Source organism: Streptomyces sp. NPDC006798 (assembly GCF_040635975.1).
Taxonomy (GTDB): Bacteria; Actinomycetota; Actinomycetes; order Streptomycetales; family Streptomycetaceae; genus Streptomyces.
Genome location: NZ_JBEYIS010000084.1, coordinates 1 through 22,484, shown reverse-complemented (window position 1 = coordinate 22,484; position 22,484 = coordinate 1). Strand labels below are relative to the sequence as shown.

The following is a 22,484-nucleotide window of genomic DNA, read 5'->3' as shown; positions in this document are numbered from 1 at the left end:
TTTGGCACGCTGTTGAGTTCTCAAGGAACGGACGCTTCCTTCAGGCCCTTTTCACCAGGCCCTCCGGGCTTTCCCTTCGGTCTTGCGTTTCCAACTTTACCAGATCGTTTTCCCATTCCGTTTCCGGACTTGGATTCCGATCGGGCGGCCGATTGGAGAGGCCTTCTTGCTTTTGCCTTTCGGCGATTCCGACTTTATCAGAAGCATTTCGACCGAGCTAATCGGTCTTCGTGATCCGGATAAGGAGTCGAATAGTGGCTCCCGCGAGAACATCGTCCCGTCGAGGAGCGAGTCAGACACTAACGTTTGCACTCGATCTTGTCTAGTCCGAGGCAACCGTTCAAATCTACCTCCCCACGCCAACCATGTCAATGGTTTTTGCGGGCAGGCCCCGACACTAGCAGGTCAGCAGGGCACAACGCACATCAGGCGGCAACGGGATTACGGGGTCGCCGGGTCGGCGACCGGCCCGGGTGGGGTCAGGGGAAGACGGAGGGCGGGGTCTCCAGCTCCTCCAGCTCGATGCCGGGGGCTGACAGGACCACGTCCCCGGCGATGTGCACGGTGTGCTGTTCGCCGGTGTCCAATGCGTTGACCTGGTACGCGTCCACGATCAGGGGGCCGTTGTCAGTCGTGTGCGCTTCACTGTCGAGCAGGGCCCAGGACTGGTCGACGGTGCGGGGGGCGAGAACGGGATCCGTGAAGGCGACGAGCCGGACGCGGGTCGCCGGGGACCCGGGGGTGAGCCGGAGGAGGCGCGCGGTGGCGACGAGGAAGGCCGGGGAGGTGCCGGTGAAGGCGTGGGCGGGGACGGAGCCTTCGGTGGCGTGGCTGCCGGTGGGGTCGGTACGGACCCAGGTGACGCCGTCGACGGCGGCGCCGCGGACACGCCAGCTCGCGGCGTGGAGTTCGAGCCGGATCGGGCGACCCAGATCGTCGACGGCCAGATCGACGGAGCCCGAGTGGTCGCCGGTGGGTCCGGTGGTCTGGGCGACATAGCGCCAGCCGGAGGGGCCGGGGGCGCAGTGGAAGTGTTCCTCACCGAGGGGGGTGCGATCGTGCGGATCGTGGAGCGAATAGCGGCCGCGGGGCATGGGGGCTTCGGGGTCCTTGTGCGGTGAGACGCGGTGGTGTCACCCACCGGGGGTCGTGAGGCGGTCGGTGCCGCCCCGGTCCCGACCGGGTTCCGGGGCCGTCCAGGGGGAGGGTACGGGCAGGCCCCCGGCACCGGGGGGTGCGGGGGCCTGTCGTGTGGTGGCCGTGCCGGTCGGGGTGCCCCGGCCTCCGGGTCCGTCCGGGAAGCGGGCGGGGCCGGGACGCCCGGGTCCGGGCCTCTTCGGGTTCGGCCGGGGCGGGGACCGTCAGTAGCGGTAGTGGTCGGGCTTGAAGGGGCCTTCGACCTCGACGCCGATGTACGCGGCCTGCTCCGGGCGGAGGGTCGTCAGCTTGACTCCGAGCGAGTCGAGGTGGAGCCGGGCGACCTTCTCGTCGAGGTGCTTGGGCAGGACGTAGACGTCGGTCGGGTACTCGGCCGGCTTGGTGAAGAGCTCGATCTGCGCCAGCGTCTGGTCCGCGAAGCTGTTGGACATCACGAAGGAGGGGTGACCGGTGGCGTTGCCCAGGTTGAGGAGGCGGCCCTCGGACAGCAGGATGATCTTCTTGCCGTCGGGGAAGGTCCAGGTGTGGACCTGGGGCTTGACCTCGTCCTTGACGATGCCGGGGATCCGGGCCAGCCCGGCCATGTCGATCTCGTTGTCGAAGTGGCCGATGTTCCCCACGATGGCCTGGTGCTTCATCTTGGCCATGTCGGCGGCCATGATGATGTCCTTGTTGCCGGTGGTGGTGATGAAGATATCGGCGATTCCGACGACCTCGTCGAGGGTCGTGACCTGGTAGCCGTCCATCGCCGCCTGGAGGGCGCAGATGGGGTCGATCTCGGTGATGATCACGCGGGCGCCCTGGCCGCGCAGGGATTCGGCGCAGCCCTTGCCGACGTCACCGTAGCCGCAGACGACGGCGACCTTGCCGCCGATCAGGACGTCGGTGGCGCGGTTGATGCCGTCGACGAGGGAGTGGCGGCAGCCGTACTTGTTGTCGAACTTGGACTTGGTGACGGCGTCGTTGACGTTGATCGCCGGGAAGAGGAGGGTGCCGTCGCGGTGCATCTCGTACAGCCGGTGGACGCCGGTCGTGGTCTCCTCGGTGACACCGCGGATCTCGGACGCCAGCTGGGTCCACTTCTGCGGGCTCTCGCCGAGGGTGCGGTTGAGCAGCGTGAGGATGTGGCCGTACTCCTCGCTGTCCGCCGTCGACGGGTCCGGGGCCTCGCCGACCTTCTCGAACTCGACGCCCTTGTGGACGAGGAGGGTGGCGTCGCCACCGTCGTCGAGGATCATGTTCGGGCCGCCGGAGGCGGTGTCGGGCCAGGTCAGGGCCTGCTCCGTGCACCACCAGTACTCTTCGAGGGTCTCGCCCTTCCAGGCGAAGACGGGGATGCCCCGGGGGTTGTCCGGGGTGCCGTCGGGGCCGACGGCGATGGCCGCGGCGGCGTGGTCCTGGGTGGAGAAGATGTTGCAGGAGGCCCAGCGGACCCGGGCGCCGAGGGCGACGAGGGTCTCGATGAGGACGGCGGTCTGCACCGTCATATGGAGGGATCCGGTGATCCGGGCGCCCGCCAGCGGCTGCTGGGCCGCGTACTCCGCGCGGATCGCCATCAGGCCGGGCATCTCGTGCTCGGCGAGGGTGATCTCCTTGCGGCCGAACTCGGCGAGGGAGAGATCGGCGACCTTGAAGTCCTGGCTGGTGTCGGTCGTCATGACGGAACTGCTCCTCAAGGGTGGTCGAGGTTGGGCACGGCTGACTCCGCGGCGGTGGACACAAGAATGCCCGGCCCCACGCGGTTCAGTCGTCGGAGGCCCTCTCTCCCTCGGTCGGTCCGCTGGGACCGCCCGACCGCCATCAGCAGCGACGTCTGACTCTGGTGACGAATCTACACCGATCCCCCTCGGCGCCCCCAGCCCGCGCGGGGGTTCGAATGGGACACGTCCCTGGTGGAAGAGGTGAGGAATGGCCGGATATCAGGGTCGTCGGACTTGGTGGACGCCGGTTCGGGTCCGGACGGGCGGCGGGGAGAGGGGGTGCCGGGGCCGGTGGGAGTGTCAGGGCACGGCCGGGGGGCGGGCCGGATCGGTGCCGGTCGAGGCCGCCGCGGCGCTGTACACATCGGGCTCCAGATAGATCACCCGGGCGATGGGGCAGGCGGCCCGGATGCGTTCCTCGGCCGCGTTGATGGCCGCGGCGACCTCGTCGGCGGTGTTGTCGTGGCGTACCGCGATCTTGGCGGCGACGAGGAGTTCCTCGGGGCCGAGGTGGAGGGTGCGCATATGGATCAGCCGGGTGACGCTGTCGCCGTCGACGACGGCCGCCTCGATCTTCCGTACGTCGTCGGCTCCGGCGGATTCGCCGAGCAGCAGGGACTTGGTCTCGGCGGCGAGGACGAGGGCGATCAGGATGAGGAGGGCGCCGATGCAGAGGGTGCCGATGCCGTCCCAGACGCCGTCGCCGGTGGCGAGGGCGAGGCCGACCCCGGCGAGGGCGAGGAACAGGCCGATCAGGGCGCCGAGGTCTTCGAGGAGGACGACGGGGAGTTCGGGGGCCTTGGCGCGGCGGACGAACTCCCGCCAGGAGTGGTCGCCGCGTACCGCGTTGGACTCCTTGATGGCGGTCCGGAAGGAGATGGTCTCGGCGACGATCGCGAAGACGAGGACACCCACCGGCCAGTACCACGCCTCGACGGGGTGGGGGTGCTTGATCTTCTCGTAGCCCTCGTAGAGGGCGAACATCCCGCCGACGGAGAAGAGGACGATGGAGACGAGGAAGGCGTAGATATAGCGTTCCCGGCCGTAGCCGAAGGGGTGTTCGGGGGTGGCTTCGCGGCGGGCGCGTTTGCCGCCGAGCAGGAGGAGTCCCTGGTTGCCGGAGTCGGCGAGGGAGTGGACGCTCTCGGCGAGCATGGACGAGGAGCCGCTGAAGACGTACGCGACGAATTTGGCCACGGCGATGGCGAGGTTGGCGGCGAGGGCCGCCACGATCGCCTTGGTCCCGCCTGACGCGCTCATCTCCGGGTGTCCCTTCGGTCCCTGGCCGGGGACCCGGAGCGGGCCGCCGTGCCGCTGCCGGGGGCGGGTTCCGGGCCGGGCCCGGAGCCGGGCGCGGGGCCGGGGTCCGGGCGCCGGTTCCGTACGGTGACCGCCCGTGCACTGAGGGGCGCCATTGTTGCAGCAGCCGGCCGGGAAATCGGGTCAGGCGGGCACCATGGCCCGGAAGAGTGTCCCGGCGCCGTCGCCCGCGCCCGAGATCTCCGCCTTGTCCCCGGCGGGTACGAACACGGAGTCGCCGGGGCCGAGTGTCAGTTCGCCCGCGGCGATCCGGCCGGCGGTGCAGAGCAGGATCTGCGGTCCGGCGGAGGTGAGGTCGCGGGGGGCGCCGTCGGGTGCCAGGACCAGTCGGGAGAGCCGGAACTCGGCGGCGGGAGTGTCGTAGACCTCCTCGCCGTCGGGGTCGGCCTCGGGGCGGAGGACGGCGGCGTCGGTGGCGTTGAAGCGGACGACGCGCAGCAGCTCGGGGACGTCGACGTGTTTGGGGGTGAGGCCGCAGCGCAGGACGTTGTCCGAGTTGGCCATGATCTCGACGCCGAGGCCGTTGAGATAGGCGTGCGGTACGCCGGCGCCGAGGTAGAGGGCCTCGCCGGGCTGGAGCCGGACGTGGTTGAGGAGGAGGGCCGCGAGGACGCCGGGGTCGCCGGGGTAGTGGTGGGCGATGTCGGCGTAGGGGGCGTAGGGGCCGCCGAGCCGGTCGGCCGCCTCGGTGGTCTCGGCGACGGTCTCGGCGACGGCGGCGGGGTCGGCGGTCAGTACGGCGGTGAGGACCTCGCGCAGGGCTGCGTCCTCGGGGTGGGCGTGCAGCAGGTCCGCGTACGGCTTGAGGGAGTCGACGCCCAGGCCCGCGACGAGGTCGGCGGTCTCGGCGGGCGGGCGGAAGCCGCACAGCCCGTCGAAGGGGGTGAGGGCGCAGATCAGTTCCGGCTTGTGGTTGCGGTCGCGGTAGTTCCGGTTCGGGGCGTCGGCGGGGATGCCCGCGGCTTCCTCGGCGGCGTGGCCCGCCCGTGCCTGGTCGAGGTCGGGGTGGACCTGGAGGGAGAGGGGGGCGCCCGCGGCCAGGAGTTTGAGGAGGAAGGGCAGCTGGGGGCCGTGCCGGCCGACGACGGCGGGTCCGAGTTCCCGTACGGGGTCGGCGGCGACGACCGCGTCCAGGGGGCCCCGGGCGAGGTGCGAGGGCGCGCCGGGGTGGGCGCCCAGCCACATCTCGGCCTGGGGTTCGCCGGTGGGGGCGATACCGAGGAGCGCGGGGATGGCGGTGGTGGAGCCCCAGGCGTAAGGGCGGATGGTGTTGGTGAGGCGTTCCATCGGCGGAGGTTCTTTCGGCTGGGGTGGTGCGGTGAGGGTGCTGGCCGGTCCGACGCACGGGCGCACGTCGCACGGTCGTGCGAAACCGGTGTCGGGATGGGCATCGTACGATCCGGCGCGGCGGCGCGCGTCCGGAGCGGCGCACTCCGGTGGTGCCGATGGGAATTCGGGCGCGTTCCCGATGGGGTCGCGGGCGGCGCGGGCGGGCGCGGTCGCCGGACGGGGTTCGCCGGTGGTCGCCGAAGGGCGTCAGGAAGGGGTCGCCGGGGTGGCGAGCGCCAGGTAGACGGCGGCGAAGTCGGTGACCGCGAGGAGTTCGGCGAGGGACTCCAGTTCGGTGCCCTCCTCGGGTTCCAGCTCGCTGATCGGGGTGTCGTGGCCGAGGGCGAGTTCCCGGGCGGCGGGGGCCGCGGTGAGGCCGCCCGCGGGCCGGTCGCGGAGCAGGACGACCCGGGCGCGGAGCGCCTGCGGTTCCTCGACGCGGTCGCGGAAGAAGTCGTCGGGGTCGGCGCCCGCGGCGAAGTCCCCGGCGAGCAGCACGCCGTGGGCGGGCAGGGCCTCGGGCAGTTCGGCGGCGAGGGCGGGGCGGCCCGCGAGTTCGGCGAGTACGGCCGCGAAGCGGCGGCCCGCCGGGGCGGCTCCGGTGCCTTCGGTCCAGATCAGGGGCAGGCTGTCGGTGAGTTCGGCGGCGAGGGTCTTGGCCGGGTTGCCGTAGGTGGCGATCGCCGGGCCGCAGCGTTCCGCCGTCCGGTCCAGCCGGTCGGCGACGAGTTCCAGGGCCTCCGGGGGCGCTTCGAGGAGTCCGACGCGGTCGAGGAGCGCGAGGAGGGGCGTGAAGAGGGCCCACAGCGCGCCGGGGCCGGCGCCCACGGTCTCCTCGTACAGCTCGTGCGGCGGGGTGGCCATGGGGACGACGAGGCCGTGGCGCCCGCCGACGCCCTCGGCGAGCGGGGAGCTGCCGGGCGTGACGGCGACGACGGTGCAGCCGCGGCGGTACGCCTGCTCGGCGAGGAGGTCGAGGCCCGGTTCGCCGCCGTCGATGGTGATGACGAGCAGCAGGTCGAGGGAGCCCGCCCAGCCGGGGAGCGCCCAGCGGAGAGCGCCTGCGGCGGGGGCGACGCCGGTGGGGTGGAGGCGGGCGACGGGGGCGCCCGCTCCCGCGAGTGCGCCGATGAGGTCGGCGACACCGTTGGCCGCGGTGCCCGCTCCGGCGACGAGGACGGCACGCGGGCGGCCGTCGGGCCTCAGCTCGGCGATTCCGGCTTCGGCCGCGTGCCGGGCGGCGGTGCGGACGCGCGCACCCGCTTCGGCGGCGCCCCGCAGCAGCCCCCTGCGGTCGGCGCGGGCAAGGGCTTCCGGGTCGTCGAGGAGTGTCTCGTCGAGCATGGGAGGGGGCCTCCGATCGCCGTTCGGGTGGGGCCGTCGCGGTCGAGGCCCTGGTCGGGATGGGTCGCGGGCGCGATTCCCGGGGTCGCCGGGGCGGCGCCGGATTCCCCCGGCGCGGCTCCGGCGCGTCGGCGGTCAGCCGGGGCGGCGGGCCTCGTCGACCAGGAGTACGGGGATCTCGTCCCGGACGGGGTACGCCAGGCCGCAGGTGTCTCCGGTGCAGATCAGCTCGGGGGTGTCGGCCGTGGACCGGTCCTCCAGCGGGCTGTGGCAGGCCGGGCAGGCGAGGATGTCGAGGAGTCCGGCTTCGAGCGGCATGAGGGGGATCCCTTCGGGTTCTGCGGGCGCTGGCGGCGGCCCGGTCGGCGCCGACGGTGCCGCGGCGCCTCGGTCCGGTCGCGGGTCACGGGCGCCGACGGGGGTTCTCGTACGAGGGCTTCCGCGCGGGTGCTCGTACGGGGTGTCGGCGGTCGTGACGGCGGTCCGTCCGGGGAACGCGGTGGTCGGGTGATCGGGCCACGTCAGCGTACCGCCGGGGGGAGGGCCGCGGCGCGTTCTGGTGGGTGGGCCGTCGGCCGGGGCCGGTGGTGAGGGCCCGTCGGCCTGCTCTTCCCGGCGGTCCGGGGACCGCGGGGAGCCGTTCGCCCGGTTCCGCCGCCTCTTCTCCGCCCTCGGCGATTCGGCCATGGACCCCGGGCCGGGCGGCCCTGTCCGGCTCCGGGCTTCGCCGCCCGGAGGCCGGGGCACCCGGCGTCCGGTGCGCGCGGTCACGAAACGGTCGGGCGCCGGGGCGGTCGGCCGAGCGGGGCGCGTACGGGGGCTCGGCGCCGGGGTTCGCGGGCTCGGGCGGGATCCGCGCGGGGCGCCCTGCATGCCGTCCGGCACGGGCCCGGCCGGCGGAAGCACGCGGTGATCGGCCCCGGCCCGCGCGATCCGGAGTTCCGGTTCCGGGGAGTTCCACTCGATCAGGCTAAAGACCCCGGCGGCAGGAGGCCGCCGGGGTCGGGAGGGGTATCAGCAAGTCAGGGACGGCGGATCAGCGCGAGGACCTCGTCGCGAATCTTCGCGAGGGTGGCGGCGTCCCTGGCCTCGACATTGAGGCGCAGCAGGGGTTCGGTGTTGGAGGGGCGGAGGTTGAACCACCAGTCGGGGGTGGTGACCGTCAGCCCGTCGAGGGTGTCGACGGTGGCGTCGGATACGGAGGCGAAGGCGGAGCGGACCGCTTCGGTCGCCGCCGCCTGGTCCTCGACGGTGGAGTTGATCTCCCCGGATCCGGTGTAGCGGTCGTACTGGGCGACCAGCTCGGACAGTGGTTCGGGCTGGGAGCCGAGGGCGGCCAGGACGTGGAGCGCCGCGAGCATGCCGGTGTCGGCGTTCCAGAAGTCGCGGAAGTAGTAGTGCGCCGAGTGCTCGCCGCCGAAGACGGCGCCGGTCCGGGCCATCTCCTGCTTGATGAAGGAGTGCCCGACCCGGGTGCGTACGGGGACGCCGCCGTGTTCGCGGACGACCTCGGGAACCGACCAGGAGGTGATCAGGTTGTGGATGATCGTGCCACCGGGGTGCTTCGCCAGCTCCCGGGCGGCGACCAGTGCCGTGATGGCCGAGGGCGAGACGCCTTCGCCGCGCTCGTCGACGACGAAACAGCGGTCGGCGTCGCCGTCGAAGGCGAGTCCGAGATCGGCGGACTCGGCCCGGACCCGCTCCTGGAGATCGACGATGTTCGCCGGGTCCAGCGGGTTGGCCTCGTGGTTGGGGAAGGTGCCGTCCAGTTCGAAGTACATCGGCACCAGCGTGACGGGCAGGGACGAGAAGACGGTGGGGACGGTGTGGCCGCCCATGCCGTTGCCCGCGTCCACGACGACCTTCAGCGGGCGCATCGCGGAGAGGTCGACGAGGGAGAGCAGATGGGCCGCGTACTCCTCCAGCGTGTCCCGCTCGGTGATCTCGCCGGTGGTCGCCGCGGGCTCGGGGGCGCCGGTGTCGCTCCACTGCTCCACCAGGGCGCGGATATCGGCCAGTCCGGTGTCCTGGCCGACGGGGGCGGCGCCCGCGCGGCACATCTTGATCCCGTTGTACTGGGCCGGGTTGTGGGACGCGGTGAACATCGCGCCGGGGAGGCCGAGATGGCCGGAGGCGAAGTAGAGCTGGTCGGTGGAGCAGAGTCCGATCAGGGTGACATCGGCGCCGCGCGCCGCCGCGCCCCGGGCGAAAGCGCCCGAGAGGCCGGGCGACGAGGGCCGCATGTCGTGTCCGACGACAATCGCGTCGGCCGACGTGACCTGGACGAACGCGGCGCCGAACAGTTCGGCGAGCGCCTCGTCCCACTGGTCGGGCACTACGCCGCGGACGTCGTACGCCTTGACGATCCGGGACAGATCAGCAGCAGCCACGGGGCCAGCCTTCCCTCGGGTCCGTGTGGTGGTCGGACCAAATTATCCGGGTACGTCAGTCCTGGCCGTACCTCGGGTCCACCGACTCGGGAGCCAGCCCGAGAAGTTCCGCCACTTGCTCCACGACGACCTCGTGCACCAGGAGGGCGCGCTCCTCGCGGTTCTTGGTCCGGATCTCCACGGGGCGGCGGTAGATCACCACCCGCGCGGGCCTGCCCTTCGTCGCGGAAACCGTGCCGCCGAGCGGTACTCCGGGGGACAGTTCGTCGGCGGGTCCCGGGGCGGGGACCTCCAGCACCACGAAGTCGACATCGGCCAATTGCGGCAGCCGTCGTTCCAGCCGCTCGACGGAGTCGCGGACCAGATCGCGGAAGGAGTCGGCCCGGCTGACGGAGAGGGGGACCTGGGGCGGTGCGATCGGGCCGCGCATGCCCCGGCCGTGGCGGTCGCGGTGCCGGGGGCCGGGGCCGTTCGCGGGGCCGGAGCCGGGCTCCCGGCGGCCCGGGCCCGATCCGGCGGCGGCTCCGGAGGGACCGGGGCCGGGGGCGCCCGGGCCCGGATCGGTCTCGGCCTCCCGGCCGGGCGCGGACCCGTCGGCCGGTCCGGAGGTCGGGCCCTGGTCCTGTCGCGCGGGTGTCCCCACCGGGCGGGACTCCCCCGAGCTCGGTGGTACGGAACTGTCCATCACTTACGCAGGGTAGCTCTCCCGGCGCCCCGGCAGCGGCAGGGCCGGGCGCGGAGAGGCGGCGGCGCCGGTCCGGGGCGGCGGCCGGGGATGTCACCACGTCATGGGGGTGATGGCCGGGCCGGGGCGGGAAGTCATGAAGGGGGTGCGGTGTCATCGGGCCGGGACGGGGAAAGGAGGGGGGACGGCCGGTATCCGGTATGCGTACGGAAGGGACGAGTACCGGTGTGTCGGCAATTGACCGTTACGGCGGCGCTTGATGTCGGTTGTATGGCGACCAGCGATCGTCGGGCCCTGCGTGAATGACCTGATTTACGTCACGTCATGACCGGTTCACCAGTGGTGACCCCCCTGCCGTGCGGCGCTTCGCCGCAGGTCAGAATGGGTGTCCCGGGGCCTCCCGAAACCCGGTTCGCATCACGACACGGTGGAGTGACCTGGTGGAGAGTCGTCGCAGCCCGTTCAAGAGTGCGGTACCGTCCAACGTCGTGAGCCCTGTACGTCGATGTTCGCGCACCGCGTGCGGTCGCCCTGCCGTCGCGACGCTGACGTACGTCTATGCCGATTCGACTGCGGTCCTCGGTCCGCTCGCCACATACGCCGAACCCCACTGCTACGACCTCTGTGCCGAGCACAGTGAGCGGCTGACCGCACCCCGCGGCTGGGAAGTCGTCCGTCTCACCGACGGTTCGGCACCGGCGAGGCCGAGCGGTGACGATCTGGAGGCGCTCGCCAACGCCGTGCGTGAGGCGGCGCGTCCGCAGGGGCGTGCGGCGGCCGACGGCCAGGGACGGCGTACGGCGGACCCCATGGAGGTGGCCCGCCGGGGTCATCTGCGGGTCCTGCGCTCCCCCGACTCCCAGTAGTCCGCGCGGCGTACGGCAGTCCGCCCGCTTTCTCCTTTCGTTCCGCCCCGGGAACCGCCGCCGCTCCGTTTCGTCACTCCCGCCGTTTCGTAACTTCCCGCCGTGCGGGGCGTGGACCGGTTCCGGCTCCCTCTTCTCGCTCGGGTCCGGTGCCGGTTGGTCCGCCGGGTCCCGGGCTGTTCGGCCGGGTGCGGGTACACCGCGGGTGTCAGTCGTCGAGGACGGAGAGATCGCGTCCGGCGGCCGGGACCGAGACCGTGCCCCGGTCGCCGGGGAGTGTCTGGATCGTGAACATGGCGACGCCGCCCCTGGGCAGGGCCAGGGTCCGGGAGGCGTGGACGGGGCCGCCGCCCGGCAGGGTCCGGACCGTGAGGGCGTACGAACCCTTCAGTCCGGCCGGGACGGGTGGGGTGACGGCCGTGGTGGTGCCCGCCGCGATCCGGTACTCGCGGACGGCCGGTGTGCCGCCTCCGGTGCCGGTCGACGCGGTCACCCTGACCCGGGCGGCGCGGCCCGGCGCGGTGAGGGAGAGGGTGGTGCCCGTGGCCCGGTTGTCGACGGCGCCGGCGCGTTCGCCGACGGGGCCGGTGGCCGGGACATGGGCGATCTCGCGGCCCTTTCCGGTGCCCCGGACGATCCGCAGGGCGGCCACGACGGGGGTGGCGCGGTCCGGCCGCGCGGGGCGCAGGACCAGGGAGCCCGGCTCGCCTCGGGTGAGGTCGCCCAGCTCCACGACGGCTGTCGCCCCGGCCTTGACCCGGATGGTCTCCCGGCCGACGAGTCCGAACGTCCCGCCGGGGACGGCGAGTCCGGCGCGCAGTTCGGCGTCGGAGTCGCCGGGGGCGAAGAGCGTGAGCCGAACGGAGGTGGCGTCGGCGGGGATCCCGGGGAGTACGGCGGTCGGCGCGGGGCCCGCGGACGCGGCGAGCCAGTCGGCGCCGATGCCGTCCTCGGCGGTCCTGACGACGGCACCGACCCGGCCCGAACGGGTCGTCACCCGGACTGTGGCGTCGGTGAGTTCCTCGGCCGTCAGGGCCGACAGCAGCAGGGGGATCCCGGCGCCCGCGGGGACCGGGATGCCGTTGGGGAGGGTGACGCGGGCCCGGCCGTCCCGGCCGTGGATCTCGATATCGGCGACGGCGGGGGTGTCGTCGGGGTTGATCAGATGGAGATAGTCCGGGCGGTTCTTCGCCGTGGAGGCGCCCGGGAACCAGAAGTCGGTACCGGGCGCGGTACAGACGGTGCCGAGGAGGCCGCGGCCCGTCCCGGTGGGGACGAGGGTCGTCTGCTGGGTGGTCCAGCCGGGCGCGAGGGCGGCGGTGGCGGTACCGACGAGGGCGGGCGCGTCGCCGCCGGACGTGGCGCGGGCGGAGACGGGGGTGCCGGGGGCCTTGAGGGTGAGGACGGGTGCGGCGGGCGGCGGGCCGCCGCCGGTACCGGTACGGGTGCTGCCTTCGGAGGCGGGGCCGCCGCCCCGTTTCCGCTCGCCCTCGGGGGCGGGGAGCGGGCCTTCGGCCGGGCGGAGTTCGGCGGTGCCGGTCCGTCCGGCGGGCGGGTCCCCGGCGGTGCCGTCGGCCTGTTCCCGGGCGGCCGGGGTGAAGGACGTATAGGTCGTCCCGGCGCCTTCCGACGGCCCGACGGAGGGGCAGAGCAGGCTGGACCGCTCGACCGGGAGCCGGGCGGGGGCCCGCGGCCCGGCGCCGTCGGCCCGGTCGCCCGGTGCGGTCAGGGCCGCGATACCGGTGATCGCCGCGAGGGCGGTCACGGCGGCGAGGACGGAGAGGGGGGCGCGGTTCACTCGGACTCGCCTCGGGTCGCGTTGTCGTGGTGCCGGGGGCGCCGGAGGGCTTCGGCCGCCCCGGGCCGCCGTACGGGCGCGCCGGGGGCGGGGTGTACGGGGAGGGCGCCGGGCGCGGGAGAGCCGTTCGGGCCCTGGGCGTCGGCCTGTTCGGGGAGACCGGCCGGGGCGGGGGTGTCGTGTCCCGTGGCGGCGGGGCCGTCGGGAGCGGCCGCCGGGTGGAGAGGGGCGGTATCGGCGCGGGTGGCCTCGGAGTTCGGTACGGGGCCCGGGCCGGGGGCGTCCGCCCGCCCCCGGGGCCCGGCCTGGGCCGGGAGGGCGATCGCGGTCGAGGGGGTGTCACCGTACGGAGGCGTTCCGCCCGGTGGCGTAGCGCCGACGCCGGAGGTTCCGGACCGGCCCGGGGCCGGGGAAGCGGCCGGAGCCGTAGGGCCGTTCCCCACCGCCGGTCCGCTCTGGTCCGCAGGGCCGGGTCCGGGGGACGGGAGCACGGCCACGGCCTCCGGGAGGTCGTCGTCGACATGGCGGCGGCGGCCGGGCAGGGCGAGCACGATCAGGACGAGGAGCAGGGCCGGGCGGGTCCGCTGCCATGCGGTGTGCAGGGCGTCCTCCTCGTACGACACCTCCAGCAGGCCGCCCTCGGCGGGCAGTTCGAAGCCCTGGGCCCAGCCGTCGACGGTCCGCTTCGGCAGCGGGCGGCCGTTCAGGGCGGCCCGCCAGCCGTCGTCGGCGCGGTCGGCGAGCCGTAGCACCCGTCCGTCGCCGCCCGCCGGGACCTGGGCGCGCGCCTCGACCGGCCCGGCGGCGACGGGCAGCGGCTCGGCCGTGCCGTCGATCACGGTGATCCGGGCGACCTGGCGGTCCACCTCCCAGAGGGTGCTGCCGTCGATCCGGCTGAGCCGGGTGAGTCCGGGGCCGGAGTCGAGGACGCGGACGGTGGATTCGGGTGCCCCGTCGCGTACGAGGACGTAACGGACGGCGTAGCCGCTGAGTTCGGCGGTGTGATCGGCGCCGGTGCCCGCGACGAGCCGGGCGACGAGCCGGTCGAGCCGGGGGTCGCCGCCGTCGGCCCGGGTGAGTTCGGCGTCGCCGAGCCGGGCGCCGGAGCCCCGGACCAGGGCGTACGGGACGCGTCCCGGGGACGTACCGCCGCCGATGACGAGGGTGCGGGGCTGGTCGCGGTTGGTGCTCTGCTCGGCGACGTAGGCCGGGACCTGGACGGGGTCGCGCCGCTCCAGCGGGCCGTCGGCGCCGTCGGCGAGCCAGCCGGCCGCGAGTTGGACGGGGGCGAGGGCGGCGACGGCCGCGACGAGTACGGCCACGGGCTGGCGCCAGCCGAAGTCGCGGGCGGAGACCCGGGTACGGCCGAGTTCGGCGGCGAGACAGGCGGCGGCGATCAGACCGGCGCCCTGGACGAGGGTCGCGGGTCCGGCCCCGTAGGAGCCGTTGACGAGGGCGGCGGTGAGGAAGCCGGTGAGGGCGACCGTCCAGGCGGTACGGACCGCGAACCGGCGCTCGGCGCGGAGCAGGGCGGCGAGGGCGGCCACGACGAGCCCCAGCAGCAGGACGGCGCCTTCGCCCCCGGGGCCGCCGGGGCCGAGGGTCAGCAGTCCGAAGGCGGTCGCCCCGCCGTCGGCCGCCCCGGTGTCGAGCCCGGCTTCGCGGAGGACGGCGGACGGCTCCGTCAGCGGCGTCAGCGACCAGGGCGCGAGCAGGACGGCCGGGGTGAGCAGGGCCGCCGCGCAGCGGACAGCGGCAGCGGGGCCCGTACCCGAAGCGGCCTTGACGGCGACGGCGGCGATCCCGAGGACCGCGGCGAGCGGCCAGACGACGGGCGTGAACGCGGTCGCGGCGGTGAGCAGCAGGGCGTACGTCCACACCGCGCGCCGGCTCCCGGGCACCGGGCCGCCCGGGGCGGACCCGCTCCGGCGGGCGAGATGATGGGCGGCGACGGCCGCGCGGGCGAGCGGCGGGAGCAGGATCGCCAGCACGGCGGTGCCCAGCCGGCCGGAGGCGATGGCCCCGGTCGTGGCGGGCAGCAGGGCGTAGGTGACGCTCGCCCAGGCCCGCAGGGGGCGGGAGGCGACGAGGGCGCCGGAGGCGAGATACGCGGTCAGCCCGGCGAGCGGTACGGAACCGATCAGCAGTACGGTCACCGCCAGCTCGGGCGACCCGGACAGCACGGTGGCCAGGGCCGCGACCAGGCCGAGATAGGGCGGGGCGGTGGGGGTGCCGCCGATGCCGACGGCATGCCACTGGTCGGCGTAACGGCTCCACAGCCCGGACGGATCCTCCGGCGCGGGCAGCAGCGCGCCGCCCGCGAGGGCGCCGGAGCCGAGCAGGTCACGGCAGGCGACGAGGGTGACCAGGACCAGCACGCCGAGGAGGGCGGGGCCCGGTCGGCGGGCGGTCCTCCGCAGCCGGGGGAAACGGTCGGCGACGGGATCCGGGTACGGCGAGGGACCCGCTGGGTGGGGCTCCGCGTCGGAGTCCTGATCGCCGTCGGCGGCGGACTTGGGCGGCGGTACGGGGGCGGGCGCCGGGCCCGGTTCCGCACGCCGGGCGGACGGGAGACGGCCCAGCAGCCGGTCCGCGGTGACCCGTACGGTCGCGCCCGGCGGCGGGAACAGCGGCCGCAGCGCGCCCTTGTCGGCGGCCCGGACCGCCGTCCCGCGGCGCTCCCGGCGGGCCTTGAGGACCCGGACCGGACGGAGCAGTACGGCCAGCAGGCCCGCCAGCTCGTCCACGGCGTGCCGGGGAGCCTTGCCGACGACATTGGCGAGCGTACGGAGCAGGGTGCCCAGGGTGATCCGCAGCAGGGTGTACGGCAGGGCGCCGGTACGGGTGTTGACCAGGAGCGTGTAGACGGCGCCCGCCTTCGCCACCCGGTACGGGCGGGCGGCCGTACGGCCCGCGCAGTCGACCGTACGGCGCTCCCGGCTGGCCGCCTCCGCGTGCCGCAGCACCGCGTCCGGGGCGATCAGCACCCGGTGCCCGGCGGCATGCGCGCGCCAGCACAGATCGAGGTCGTCCCGCATCAGCGGCAGCCGCTGGTCGAACCCGCCCAGCGCGTCGAAGACATCACGGCGGATCAGCATGCCCGCGGTGGAGACCGACAGCACGGCCCGCACCTGGTCGTGCTGGCCCTGATCCGGCTCGCGGCGGTCCAGCCCGGTCCAGCGGCGACCGCTCGGCGCGATCGAGACACCCACTTCGAGGAGCTGCCCCCGGTCGTACCAGCCGCGGAGCTTCGGCCCCGCGATCACCGCCTGGTCGTCGGCGTCCACGACCCGCAGCAGCTCACCGAGGGCCGCGGGCTCGGGGGCGCTGTCGTCATGGAGCAGCCAGAGCCACTGGACGGGTTCGCCGTACGGCAACTCCGGCATGTCGTACGCCGCGTCGGACCAAGTCCTGGTCGCCGGGTCCCAGCCGCTCGGGCGCCGCAGATACGTCAGCTCGTCGGGGGTCGGCACCCCGGCCGAACGGGCCGCCTCGTCCACGGCCGCGCCGAACCCCGTACGGCGCGCCAGATGGAGTACGCGATCGGCGCCGAGCGCGTCCGCGAGCAGCCGGGCCGACGCGTCGGCGCTCCCCGTGTCCGCGGCCACCACGTTCTGCGCCGGGCGCTCCTGCGCCAGAAACCCGGCCAGCGTCTCCGGGAGCCACGCCGAACCGTCGTGCGCGACGAGGACCGCGGTCACCACATGGCGCGGAAACGCGCCGGGATGTTCGGCCCGGAACGGGGCGGGCCGTGACGACGCGACAGGTGGGGGAACGGGCAACGGGGCTGGCGACGGGGCGGACATGGGGTGGGGCCCTCCGGCCGGGACGGGCGCGCGATGAGGGGGCGCGTCGGCGTCTGAGACGTGCGCCACGATATCGCCTCCCGCTGGGGGGTGGGGGTGCGTCGGGGGTGCGCTCCCCGGGGCGGGGGCTCCCCCGATGCGCCGTTCTGCCGCGGCTTGTTCGCGGTCTGCGGCCCGTCTGTGGCTGGTCGCGCGGTTCCGCCCCCTATGCCTTCGCGATGGGGAGACGCCCAGCGCCTCGGCCCTCCGGGTGAGCTCCACGATCCGGGCCGCGCCCCGGCACCCTGGTGTTGTCGGCGGTCCGCGGACCGCCTGTGGCTTGTCGCGCAGTTCCCCGCGCCCCTGGTTTCCTTCCCGACCGGCCCTCGGGAAGGAAGGCCCTCCGGGCGGGGACAGTGCCTCCTCCGGAAGTATTTCGACCGCGAGCCGTCGTGGGCCGTCCGCGCAGTTCCCCGCGCCCCTGACCACCTTCCCCTTCACCGGCCTCGTCAAGGAGGACGGGCCCGTCTGGGGGCGCGGGGAACCGCGCGACCAGCCAGCCACCGGGCAGCGGGTGGACCACCGACACCAGGCCGCGCGCTTCCCCTCCCCCGGGACGGGCGAGGAGCAAGCAACCCGCCTGGGCACAGGCAACCCCACACCCCGGGGCCGGGGCCCGGGAGCGGCCCCGGGGAGGAGTTCTAGACCGCCGCTTTCTTCAGGCGGCGGCGTTCGCGTTCCGAGAGTCCGCCCCAGATACCGAAACGCTCGTCATTCGCGAGTGCGTACTCAAGGCATTCCGAGCGGACTTCGCACGCCAGGCAGACTTTCTTCGCCTCGCGTGTGGAGCCGCCTTTCTCGGGGAAGAAGGACTCGGGATCGGTCTGGGCGCACAACGCGCGCTCCTGCCAGCCGATTTCATCGTCCGCGTCCTCGACCAGCAGTTGTTCGAACAGCTCGGTCATGTGCGCCCCTCGTCTGTCTTGGCGTCCCCGTGATGTTGCCGTGATCGATTCGGCCGAACGACACGAGTGAAATTACAAGTGTGTGCTCCGGGGGCGTCAAGCGGAGATCTGCTATTGGGCCCCGTATTCACTCTGCGGAACCAAGCCTATGCGGAAAGTGTTCAAATCACCAAAAAACTGACACTTGCCACATGTCTCGCCCTTCGCGCCCCGGACCGGCTCCCTTCTCCGCTCGCGTTCCCGTCTCGCGGCGGAAGACGCCCCCGGTTTCGATCTTGTTGCGGCCGGGCCGGTGAAGCGATCGGGATCACAGCCCCGGATCCGCTCCGGCGTGCGCGATGTGTCCCAACCCTTGCGCTGCATAAACCTTTCTGCGCGCTCCGTAACCGGATGAGGTGAAAGATTGCCGCCAAACCGGTCATCGAGTTGACATCAAAGAGCCCTACCCGGCACCGTGGATCCCATGTCAGCAGCCTCCGCGCCTCTCGCGACCCCCGCCCGTGGGTTCCGCAGCGCTGTGCAGGCCCGCTGTCGCTGTTGTCGCGACAGCTGAACCGAATTCCGCGGTGTCGGGCCGTCGTAGCCGTCCGGCTCCGGCCGCCGGGGTGGATATCCCGATCGGATAGTCGTCCCGGATCCCGTACCGGCGTCGTTCCGCTCCGTCACCGCATTCGGTCGATTCCCGTCGCATTTCCGCTCGCCCCCGCGTCCTGCTCCGTCGCGCCTCCCTCCGTGACGGGCCCGTAGCTCTCCTGCCAAAGGGATCACCGCATCTCCATGAACGACGACAGCGACCTCCAGATCGCCGGCGACATCCTCGCCGTGCAGCACCTGCTTCAGCCGCCGCGCCGCCATCCGTCGACCGTCGCGGACTTCGTCGGGCTGGCGCGCTCGGTCGCCGCCGACCGGGAGCGGTGGGAGGGGCTGGTGGAGTACGACGCCACCAGCCGCTGGTACCACCGGCTGCGTACCGGGCCCGGCTATGAGGTCTGGCTGCTGTCCTGGGTGCCGGGGCAGGGCTCGGGACTGCACGACCACGGGCCGTCGTCGGGGGTGCTGACCGTGCTTCAGGGACGGCTCACCGAACGCGCCGAGCACGCCGGGGGTGCCGAGGGTGCCGGAAGCGGCGGGGCTCTCGTACCGGGTGAGATCCGGGTCTTCGCCCCCGGATACACCCACGAGATCGTCAACGACACACTCGAACCGGCCGTATCCCTGCACATCTACTTCCCCGGTCTGACCGAGATGCCGATGCGCGGCGCCCGGTGCGTACCGGCGGCCCGGGACTCCGTCGTCGCCTGACAGACTGCGGACATGCGAATTGTGGTTCTGGCCGGAGGTATCGGCGGCGCCCGCTTCCTGCGCGGCCTCAAGCGGGCCGCCCCCGAGGCGGAGATCACGGTGATCGGGAACACCGGTGACGACATCCATCTGTTCGGGCTGAAGGTCTGCCCCGATCTCGACACCGTGATGTACACGCTGGGCGGCGGTATCAACGAGGAACAGGGCTGGGGCCGTACGGACGAGAGCTTCCGGGTCAAGGAGGAACTGGCGGCGTACGGGGTCGGGCCGGAGTGGTTCGGCCTCGGCGACCGGGACTTCGCCACGCATATCGTCCGGACCCAGATGCTGGCGGCCGGGTATCCCCTGAGCGCCGTCACCGAGGCGCTGTGCACCCGCTGGAACCCGGGCGTACGGCTGCTGCCGATGTCCGACGACCGGGTGGAGACCCATGTCGCCGTGGAGGTGGACGGCGAACGGAAGGTCGTCCACTTCCAGGAGTACTGGGTCCGGCTGCGGGCGTCGGTGCCCGCGGAGGCGATCGTGCCCGTCGGAGCCGAGCAGGCGAAGCCCGCGCCGGGGGTGCTGGAGGCGATCGCCGCGGCCGACGTCATTCTCTTCCCGCCGTCCAACCCCGTGGTCAGTATCGGCACGATCCTCGCCGTCCCCGGTATCCGGGAGGCCCTGGCGGACGCCGGGGTGCCGGTGGTGGGGCTCTCCCCCATCGTCGGGAACGCGCCGGTCCGCGGGATGGCGGACAAGGTGCTCGCGGCCGTCGGGGTCGAGGCCACGGCGGCGGCGGTCGCCGCGCACTACGGCTCCGGGCTGCTCGACGGCTGGCTCGTCGACACGGTCGACGCGGACGCCGTCGAGGTGGTCGAGTCGGCGGGGATCCGCTGCCGGGCCGTACCGCTGCTGATGACCGACACGGACGCGGCGGCCGAGATGGCCCGCCGCGCGCTGGAGCTGGCCGGGGAGGTCCGGGCGTGACGACCGGAAGGGCCGGCGCGGCAGGGCCCGGCGCCGGGGCGGAGACCCCCCGCTCAGGGATCCCGGAGCCGAGGCCCGTGGCGGGCGATCCGGCGGTGGACTCGTACGAGGTACGCGCCGTCGACGGGGTCCCCGAGGTGGCGCCCGGTGACGACATCGCCGCCCTGATCGCCGCCGCCGAGCCGGAGCTGCGGGACGGCGACATCCTGCTCGTCACCTCCAAAATAGTCAGCAAGGCGGAGGGGCGGATCCTGGCCGCCGCCGACCGTGAGGCCGCGATCGACGCGGAGACCGTACGGGTCGTGGCCCGGCGCGGCCCCCTCCGGATCGTGGAGAACCGGCAGGGTCTGGTGATGGCGGCGGCCGGGGTCGACGCCTCCAACACCCCGGCCGGTACGGTCCTGCTGCTGCCCGAGGACCCCGACGCGTCGGCCCGGGCGATCCGGGCGGGCCTGCGGGCGGCCCTCGGCGTCGACGTAGGCGTGGTCCTGACGGACACCTCGGGGCGGCCGTGGCGCAACGGGCTGACGGATCTGGCGATCGGCGCTGCGGGTGTACGGGTCCTCGACGATCTGCGCGGCGGTACGGACAGCCACGGCAATCCCCTGAACGTCACGGTGGTCGCCGTCGCCGACGAACTCGCCGCCGCCGCCGACCTGGTCAAGGGGAAGACCTCGGGGCGGCCGGTGGCCGTCGTCCGCGGCCTGGGGCATCTCGTCGGAGACGCGGCCGAAGGGACCGAAGGGGCCGAGGGACATGAAGGGGCCGGGCCGGTCGGCGCGCGGGCGCTGGTGCGCGACGCGGCGGAGGACCTGTTCCGGCTCGGGACGTCGGAAGCGGTACGGGAGGCGGTGACCCGGCGGCGTACCGTACGCGAGTTCACCGGCGCGCCCGTCGACCCCGCGGCCGTCCGGCGGGCCGTGGCGGCGGCGGTCACCGCGCCCGCGCCGCACCACACCACGCCGTGGCGATTCGTACTGCTCGAATCGGCGGCGGCCCGTACCGGGCTGCTGGACGCCATGCGCGAGGCGTGGATCGCGGATCTGCGACGCGACGGGAAGTCCGAGGAGTCGATCGCCCGGCGGGTGAAGCGGGGCGAGGTGCTGCGCCGGGCGCCGTATCTCGTGGTCCCGTGCCTGGTCATGGAGGGCTCCCACCACTACGGCGACCCCCGGCGGGACGGCGCCGAACGCGAGATGTTCGTGGTCGCGACGGGCGCCGGGGTGCAGAACCTGCTGGTGGCGCTCGCGGGCGAGGGACTCGGCTCGGCATGGGTGTCGTCCACGATGTTCTGCCGTGACGTCGTACGGAAGGTCCTCGGGCTGCCCGAGACATGGGACCCGATGGGGGCGATCGCCGTCGGACACGCGGCGGCGGCGCCGAAGGAACGGCCCGCGCGGGACGCGGCGGCGTTCATCGAGGTGCGGTAGGAATCCGGGAACAGGACGATACGGGCTCCGGGGGTGTTCCCCGGAGCCCGTTCTCTCGTGGCGGGCGCGGCGTCCGCCGGTCAGAGGAGGCCGATGTCGACCCGGGGCATCTTCGGTTTCCGGCGGGGCGGGACCCGGCCGGACAGCAGGACATAGCGGGCCGCCCGGTGGCGCTGGCCCTCGTACGGCGCGAGGAGTTCCAGCATCTCGGCGTCGTCGGCGTCCCGGTTCCCCGCCAGCGCCCAGCCCACGATCCCCGGCAGATGGAGATCGCCGGTGGTCACCGCGTCCGGGGCGCCGTTGCTGCGCTGCACGGTCTCGGCGGACGTCCACGGGCCGATACCCGGGATCGCCTCCAGCCGGGCCGCCGCCCGCCCGGGCTCCATCCCGGCGGCCTCCTCCAGCCGGGAGGCCACCCGGACCGCGCGCAGGATCGTGGCGGCGCGCTTGTCGTCGACGCCCGCGCGATGCCACTCCCAGGACGGGATCAGCGCCCACGTACGGGGCCCGGGAACCACATGGAGCCCGCCGTGGCCGGGCATGACGGCCGTCGGCCCGGGCGCGGGCTCCCCGTACTTCCGTACCAGCAGCCGCCAGGCCCGGTACGCCTCGTCCGTGGTGACCTTCTGCTCCAGGATCGACGGGATCAACGACTCCAGGACCAGACCGGTCCTGGTCAGCCGCAGCCCGGGGCGGCGGTGCCGGGCCAGCGCGACGAGCCGGTGGCGCGGAGTGAAGGCGGCGGGCTCGTCGTCGGCGCCGAGAAGTGCGGGCAGGGCCTCCAGCAGCCAGTCGGCGCCCGGGCCCCACGCCTCGGCCGCGATCTCTCCCGCGTCGGGGGCGGTGTGCACCCGCAGGGTGCCGGGGCCGGCGGGCGTACGGGCGGTCCGCCAGATCGCGCCGTCGGCGGCCGTACGGAACGTCGGATCGGCCGGGCCGCGCCGGAGCACACCGAGGACGAGGCCGGGGTCGACGGCATCGGCGGGGCGCCAGCGGCGGGTCCTCGCGGCGGGGGCGGTCGCGGCGGGGTCCCGGCCCTGGGGCGGCCGGACGCCTGCGGGCGCACCCGCGAGGCGGGCGGGGCGGGGGGAGAAGCGACCGGACACGGGTTCCTCGGGGCGGGGGCATTCGGGGCGGGACGCTTTCGAGGGTAGGCGGTCGGGGGCGCCTCCCGCGGGGGCGCCTCCCGCTGTGGGGTTCCTGGTCCCGGGGGCCCTTCGCGCTCGGGTTGCCTGTGCCAGGCGGGTCGCTTGCGCCGCGCGCCCCGGGCGCCGGGTGTGGGGTGCCTGTGTCCAGGCGGGGTCTTCGCGCCTCAGGCGCCGGCGGGGCTGAGGGAGATGTGACCGTTGCTCCAGCGGTATGCGGGCGCACTTGTGCGGCGTCGGGAGGGTCGGTGGCCTCCGGGCTCACCTCCTCACGGACGGCGGAAGTGGGGGTCTTCTT

16 protein-coding genes are annotated in these 22,484 nt (G+C 73.9%); 4 read left to right on the top strand and 12 right to left on the bottom strand.

Annotation, left to right across the window (positions count from 1 at the left end; translation table 11 throughout):
* Positions 1–479: 479 nt before the first annotated feature.
* The 8 genes from ABZ714_RS33060 to ABZ714_RS33025 form a co-directional block, all read right to left on the bottom strand.
* Positions 480–1,094 carry a hypothetical protein gene (locus ABZ714_RS33060; protein WP_358829063.1) on the bottom strand — a complete coding sequence of 205 codons (615 nt, stop codon included), beginning with the start codon at positions 1,092–1,094 and terminating at the stop codon, positions 480–482.
* Positions 1,095–1,361: 267 nt separating this feature from the next.
* Positions 1,362–2,816 carry an adenosylhomocysteinase gene (gene ahcY, locus ABZ714_RS33055; protein WP_358829062.1) on the bottom strand — a complete coding sequence of 485 codons (1,455 nt, stop codon included), beginning with the start codon at positions 2,814–2,816 and terminating at the stop codon, positions 1,362–1,364.
* 342 nt (positions 2,817–3,158) lie between these two features.
* On the bottom strand, positions 3,159–4,118 hold the full coding sequence (locus ABZ714_RS33050) for a cation diffusion facilitator family transporter (RefSeq protein WP_358829061.1): 960 nt from the start codon (positions 4,116–4,118) through the stop codon (positions 3,159–3,161).
* Between the two features lie 183 nt (positions 4,119–4,301).
* Positions 4,302–5,465: a mannose-6-phosphate isomerase, class I gene (gene manA, locus ABZ714_RS33045; protein WP_358829060.1), complete on the bottom strand. Its 1,164-nt coding sequence runs from the start codon at positions 5,463–5,465 to the stop codon at positions 4,302–4,304.
* A gap of 249 nt (positions 5,466–5,714) precedes the next feature.
* Entirely contained in the window at positions 5,715–6,851 is a 1,137-nt protein-coding gene (locus tag ABZ714_RS33040) for an SIS domain-containing protein (RefSeq protein WP_358829059.1), read from the bottom strand.
* 135 nt (positions 6,852–6,986) lie between these two features.
* Positions 6,987–7,169, bottom strand: a complete 183-nt coding sequence (locus ABZ714_RS33035; RefSeq protein ID WP_358829058.1) for a Trm112 family protein — start codon at positions 7,167–7,169, stop codon at positions 6,987–6,989.
* 704 nt (positions 7,170–7,873) lie between these two features.
* A complete protein-coding gene (locus ABZ714_RS33030) occupies positions 7,874–9,241 on the bottom strand; it encodes a phosphomannomutase/phosphoglucomutase (RefSeq protein ID WP_358829057.1) in 1,368 nt (455 codons plus the stop codon).
* 55 nt (positions 9,242–9,296) lie between these two features.
* A complete protein-coding gene (locus tag ABZ714_RS33025) occupies positions 9,297–9,884 on the bottom strand; it encodes a metallopeptidase family protein (protein ID WP_358829056.1) in 588 nt (195 codons plus the stop codon).
* A gap of 482 nt (positions 9,885–10,366) precedes the next feature.
* Between ABZ714_RS33025 and ABZ714_RS33020 the strand changes: the two genes are divergently transcribed.
* Entirely contained in the window at positions 10,367–10,792 is a 426-nt protein-coding gene (locus tag ABZ714_RS33020) for a DUF3499 domain-containing protein (protein WP_358829055.1), read from the top strand.
* A 208-nt stretch (positions 10,793–11,000) separates the two neighbouring features.
* On the opposite strand, the gene ABZ714_RS33015 is transcribed toward ABZ714_RS33020, so the two are convergent.
* From ABZ714_RS33015 to ABZ714_RS33005, 3 genes are all read right to left on the bottom strand, one after another.
* Entirely contained in the window at positions 11,001–12,590 is a 1,590-nt protein-coding gene (locus ABZ714_RS33015) for a DUF5719 family protein (protein WP_358829054.1), read from the bottom strand.
* Positions 12,587–16,291 (bottom strand): glycosyltransferase, encoded by a 3,705-nt coding sequence (locus ABZ714_RS33010; protein WP_358829064.1) that lies wholly within the window; start codon positions 16,289–16,291, stop codon positions 12,587–12,589. Before ABZ714_RS33010 ends, ABZ714_RS33015 begins: the two co-directional genes overlap by 4 nt.
* Positions 16,292–17,076: 785 nt before the next feature.
* Positions 17,077–17,340, bottom strand: coding sequence for a WhiB family transcriptional regulator (locus tag ABZ714_RS33005; protein WP_006348971.1), 264 nt, complete (start codon positions 17,338–17,340; stop codon positions 17,077–17,079).
* 777 nt (positions 17,341–18,117) lie between these two features.
* On the opposite strand from ABZ714_RS33005, the gene ABZ714_RS33000 reads away from it, so the two are divergent.
* From ABZ714_RS33000 to ABZ714_RS32990, 3 genes are all read left to right on the top strand, one after another.
* Positions 18,118–18,642, top strand: coding sequence for a cysteine dioxygenase (locus ABZ714_RS33000; protein WP_358829053.1), 525 nt, complete (start codon positions 18,118–18,120; stop codon positions 18,640–18,642).
* A gap of 12 nt (positions 18,643–18,654) precedes the next feature.
* Positions 18,655–19,611 (top strand): 2-phospho-L-lactate transferase, encoded by a 957-nt coding sequence (gene cofD, locus ABZ714_RS32995; protein WP_358829052.1) that lies wholly within the window; start codon positions 18,655–18,657, stop codon positions 19,609–19,611.
* A gap of 77 nt (positions 19,612–19,688) precedes the next feature.
* Complete coding sequence (locus ABZ714_RS32990; RefSeq protein WP_358829051.1) at positions 19,689–21,041, top strand: coenzyme F420-0:L-glutamate ligase; 1,353 nt, start codon at positions 19,689–19,691, stop codon at positions 21,039–21,041.
* Positions 21,042–21,121: 80 nt separating this feature from the next.
* Here the strand turns inward: ABZ714_RS32990 and ABZ714_RS32985 are convergent, their stop codons facing one another.
* On the bottom strand, positions 21,122–22,147 hold the full coding sequence (locus ABZ714_RS32985; RefSeq protein ID WP_358829050.1) for a DNA-3-methyladenine glycosylase 2 family protein: 1,026 nt from the start codon (positions 22,145–22,147) through the stop codon (positions 21,122–21,124).
* Between the last annotated feature and the right edge of the window lie 337 nt (positions 22,148–22,484).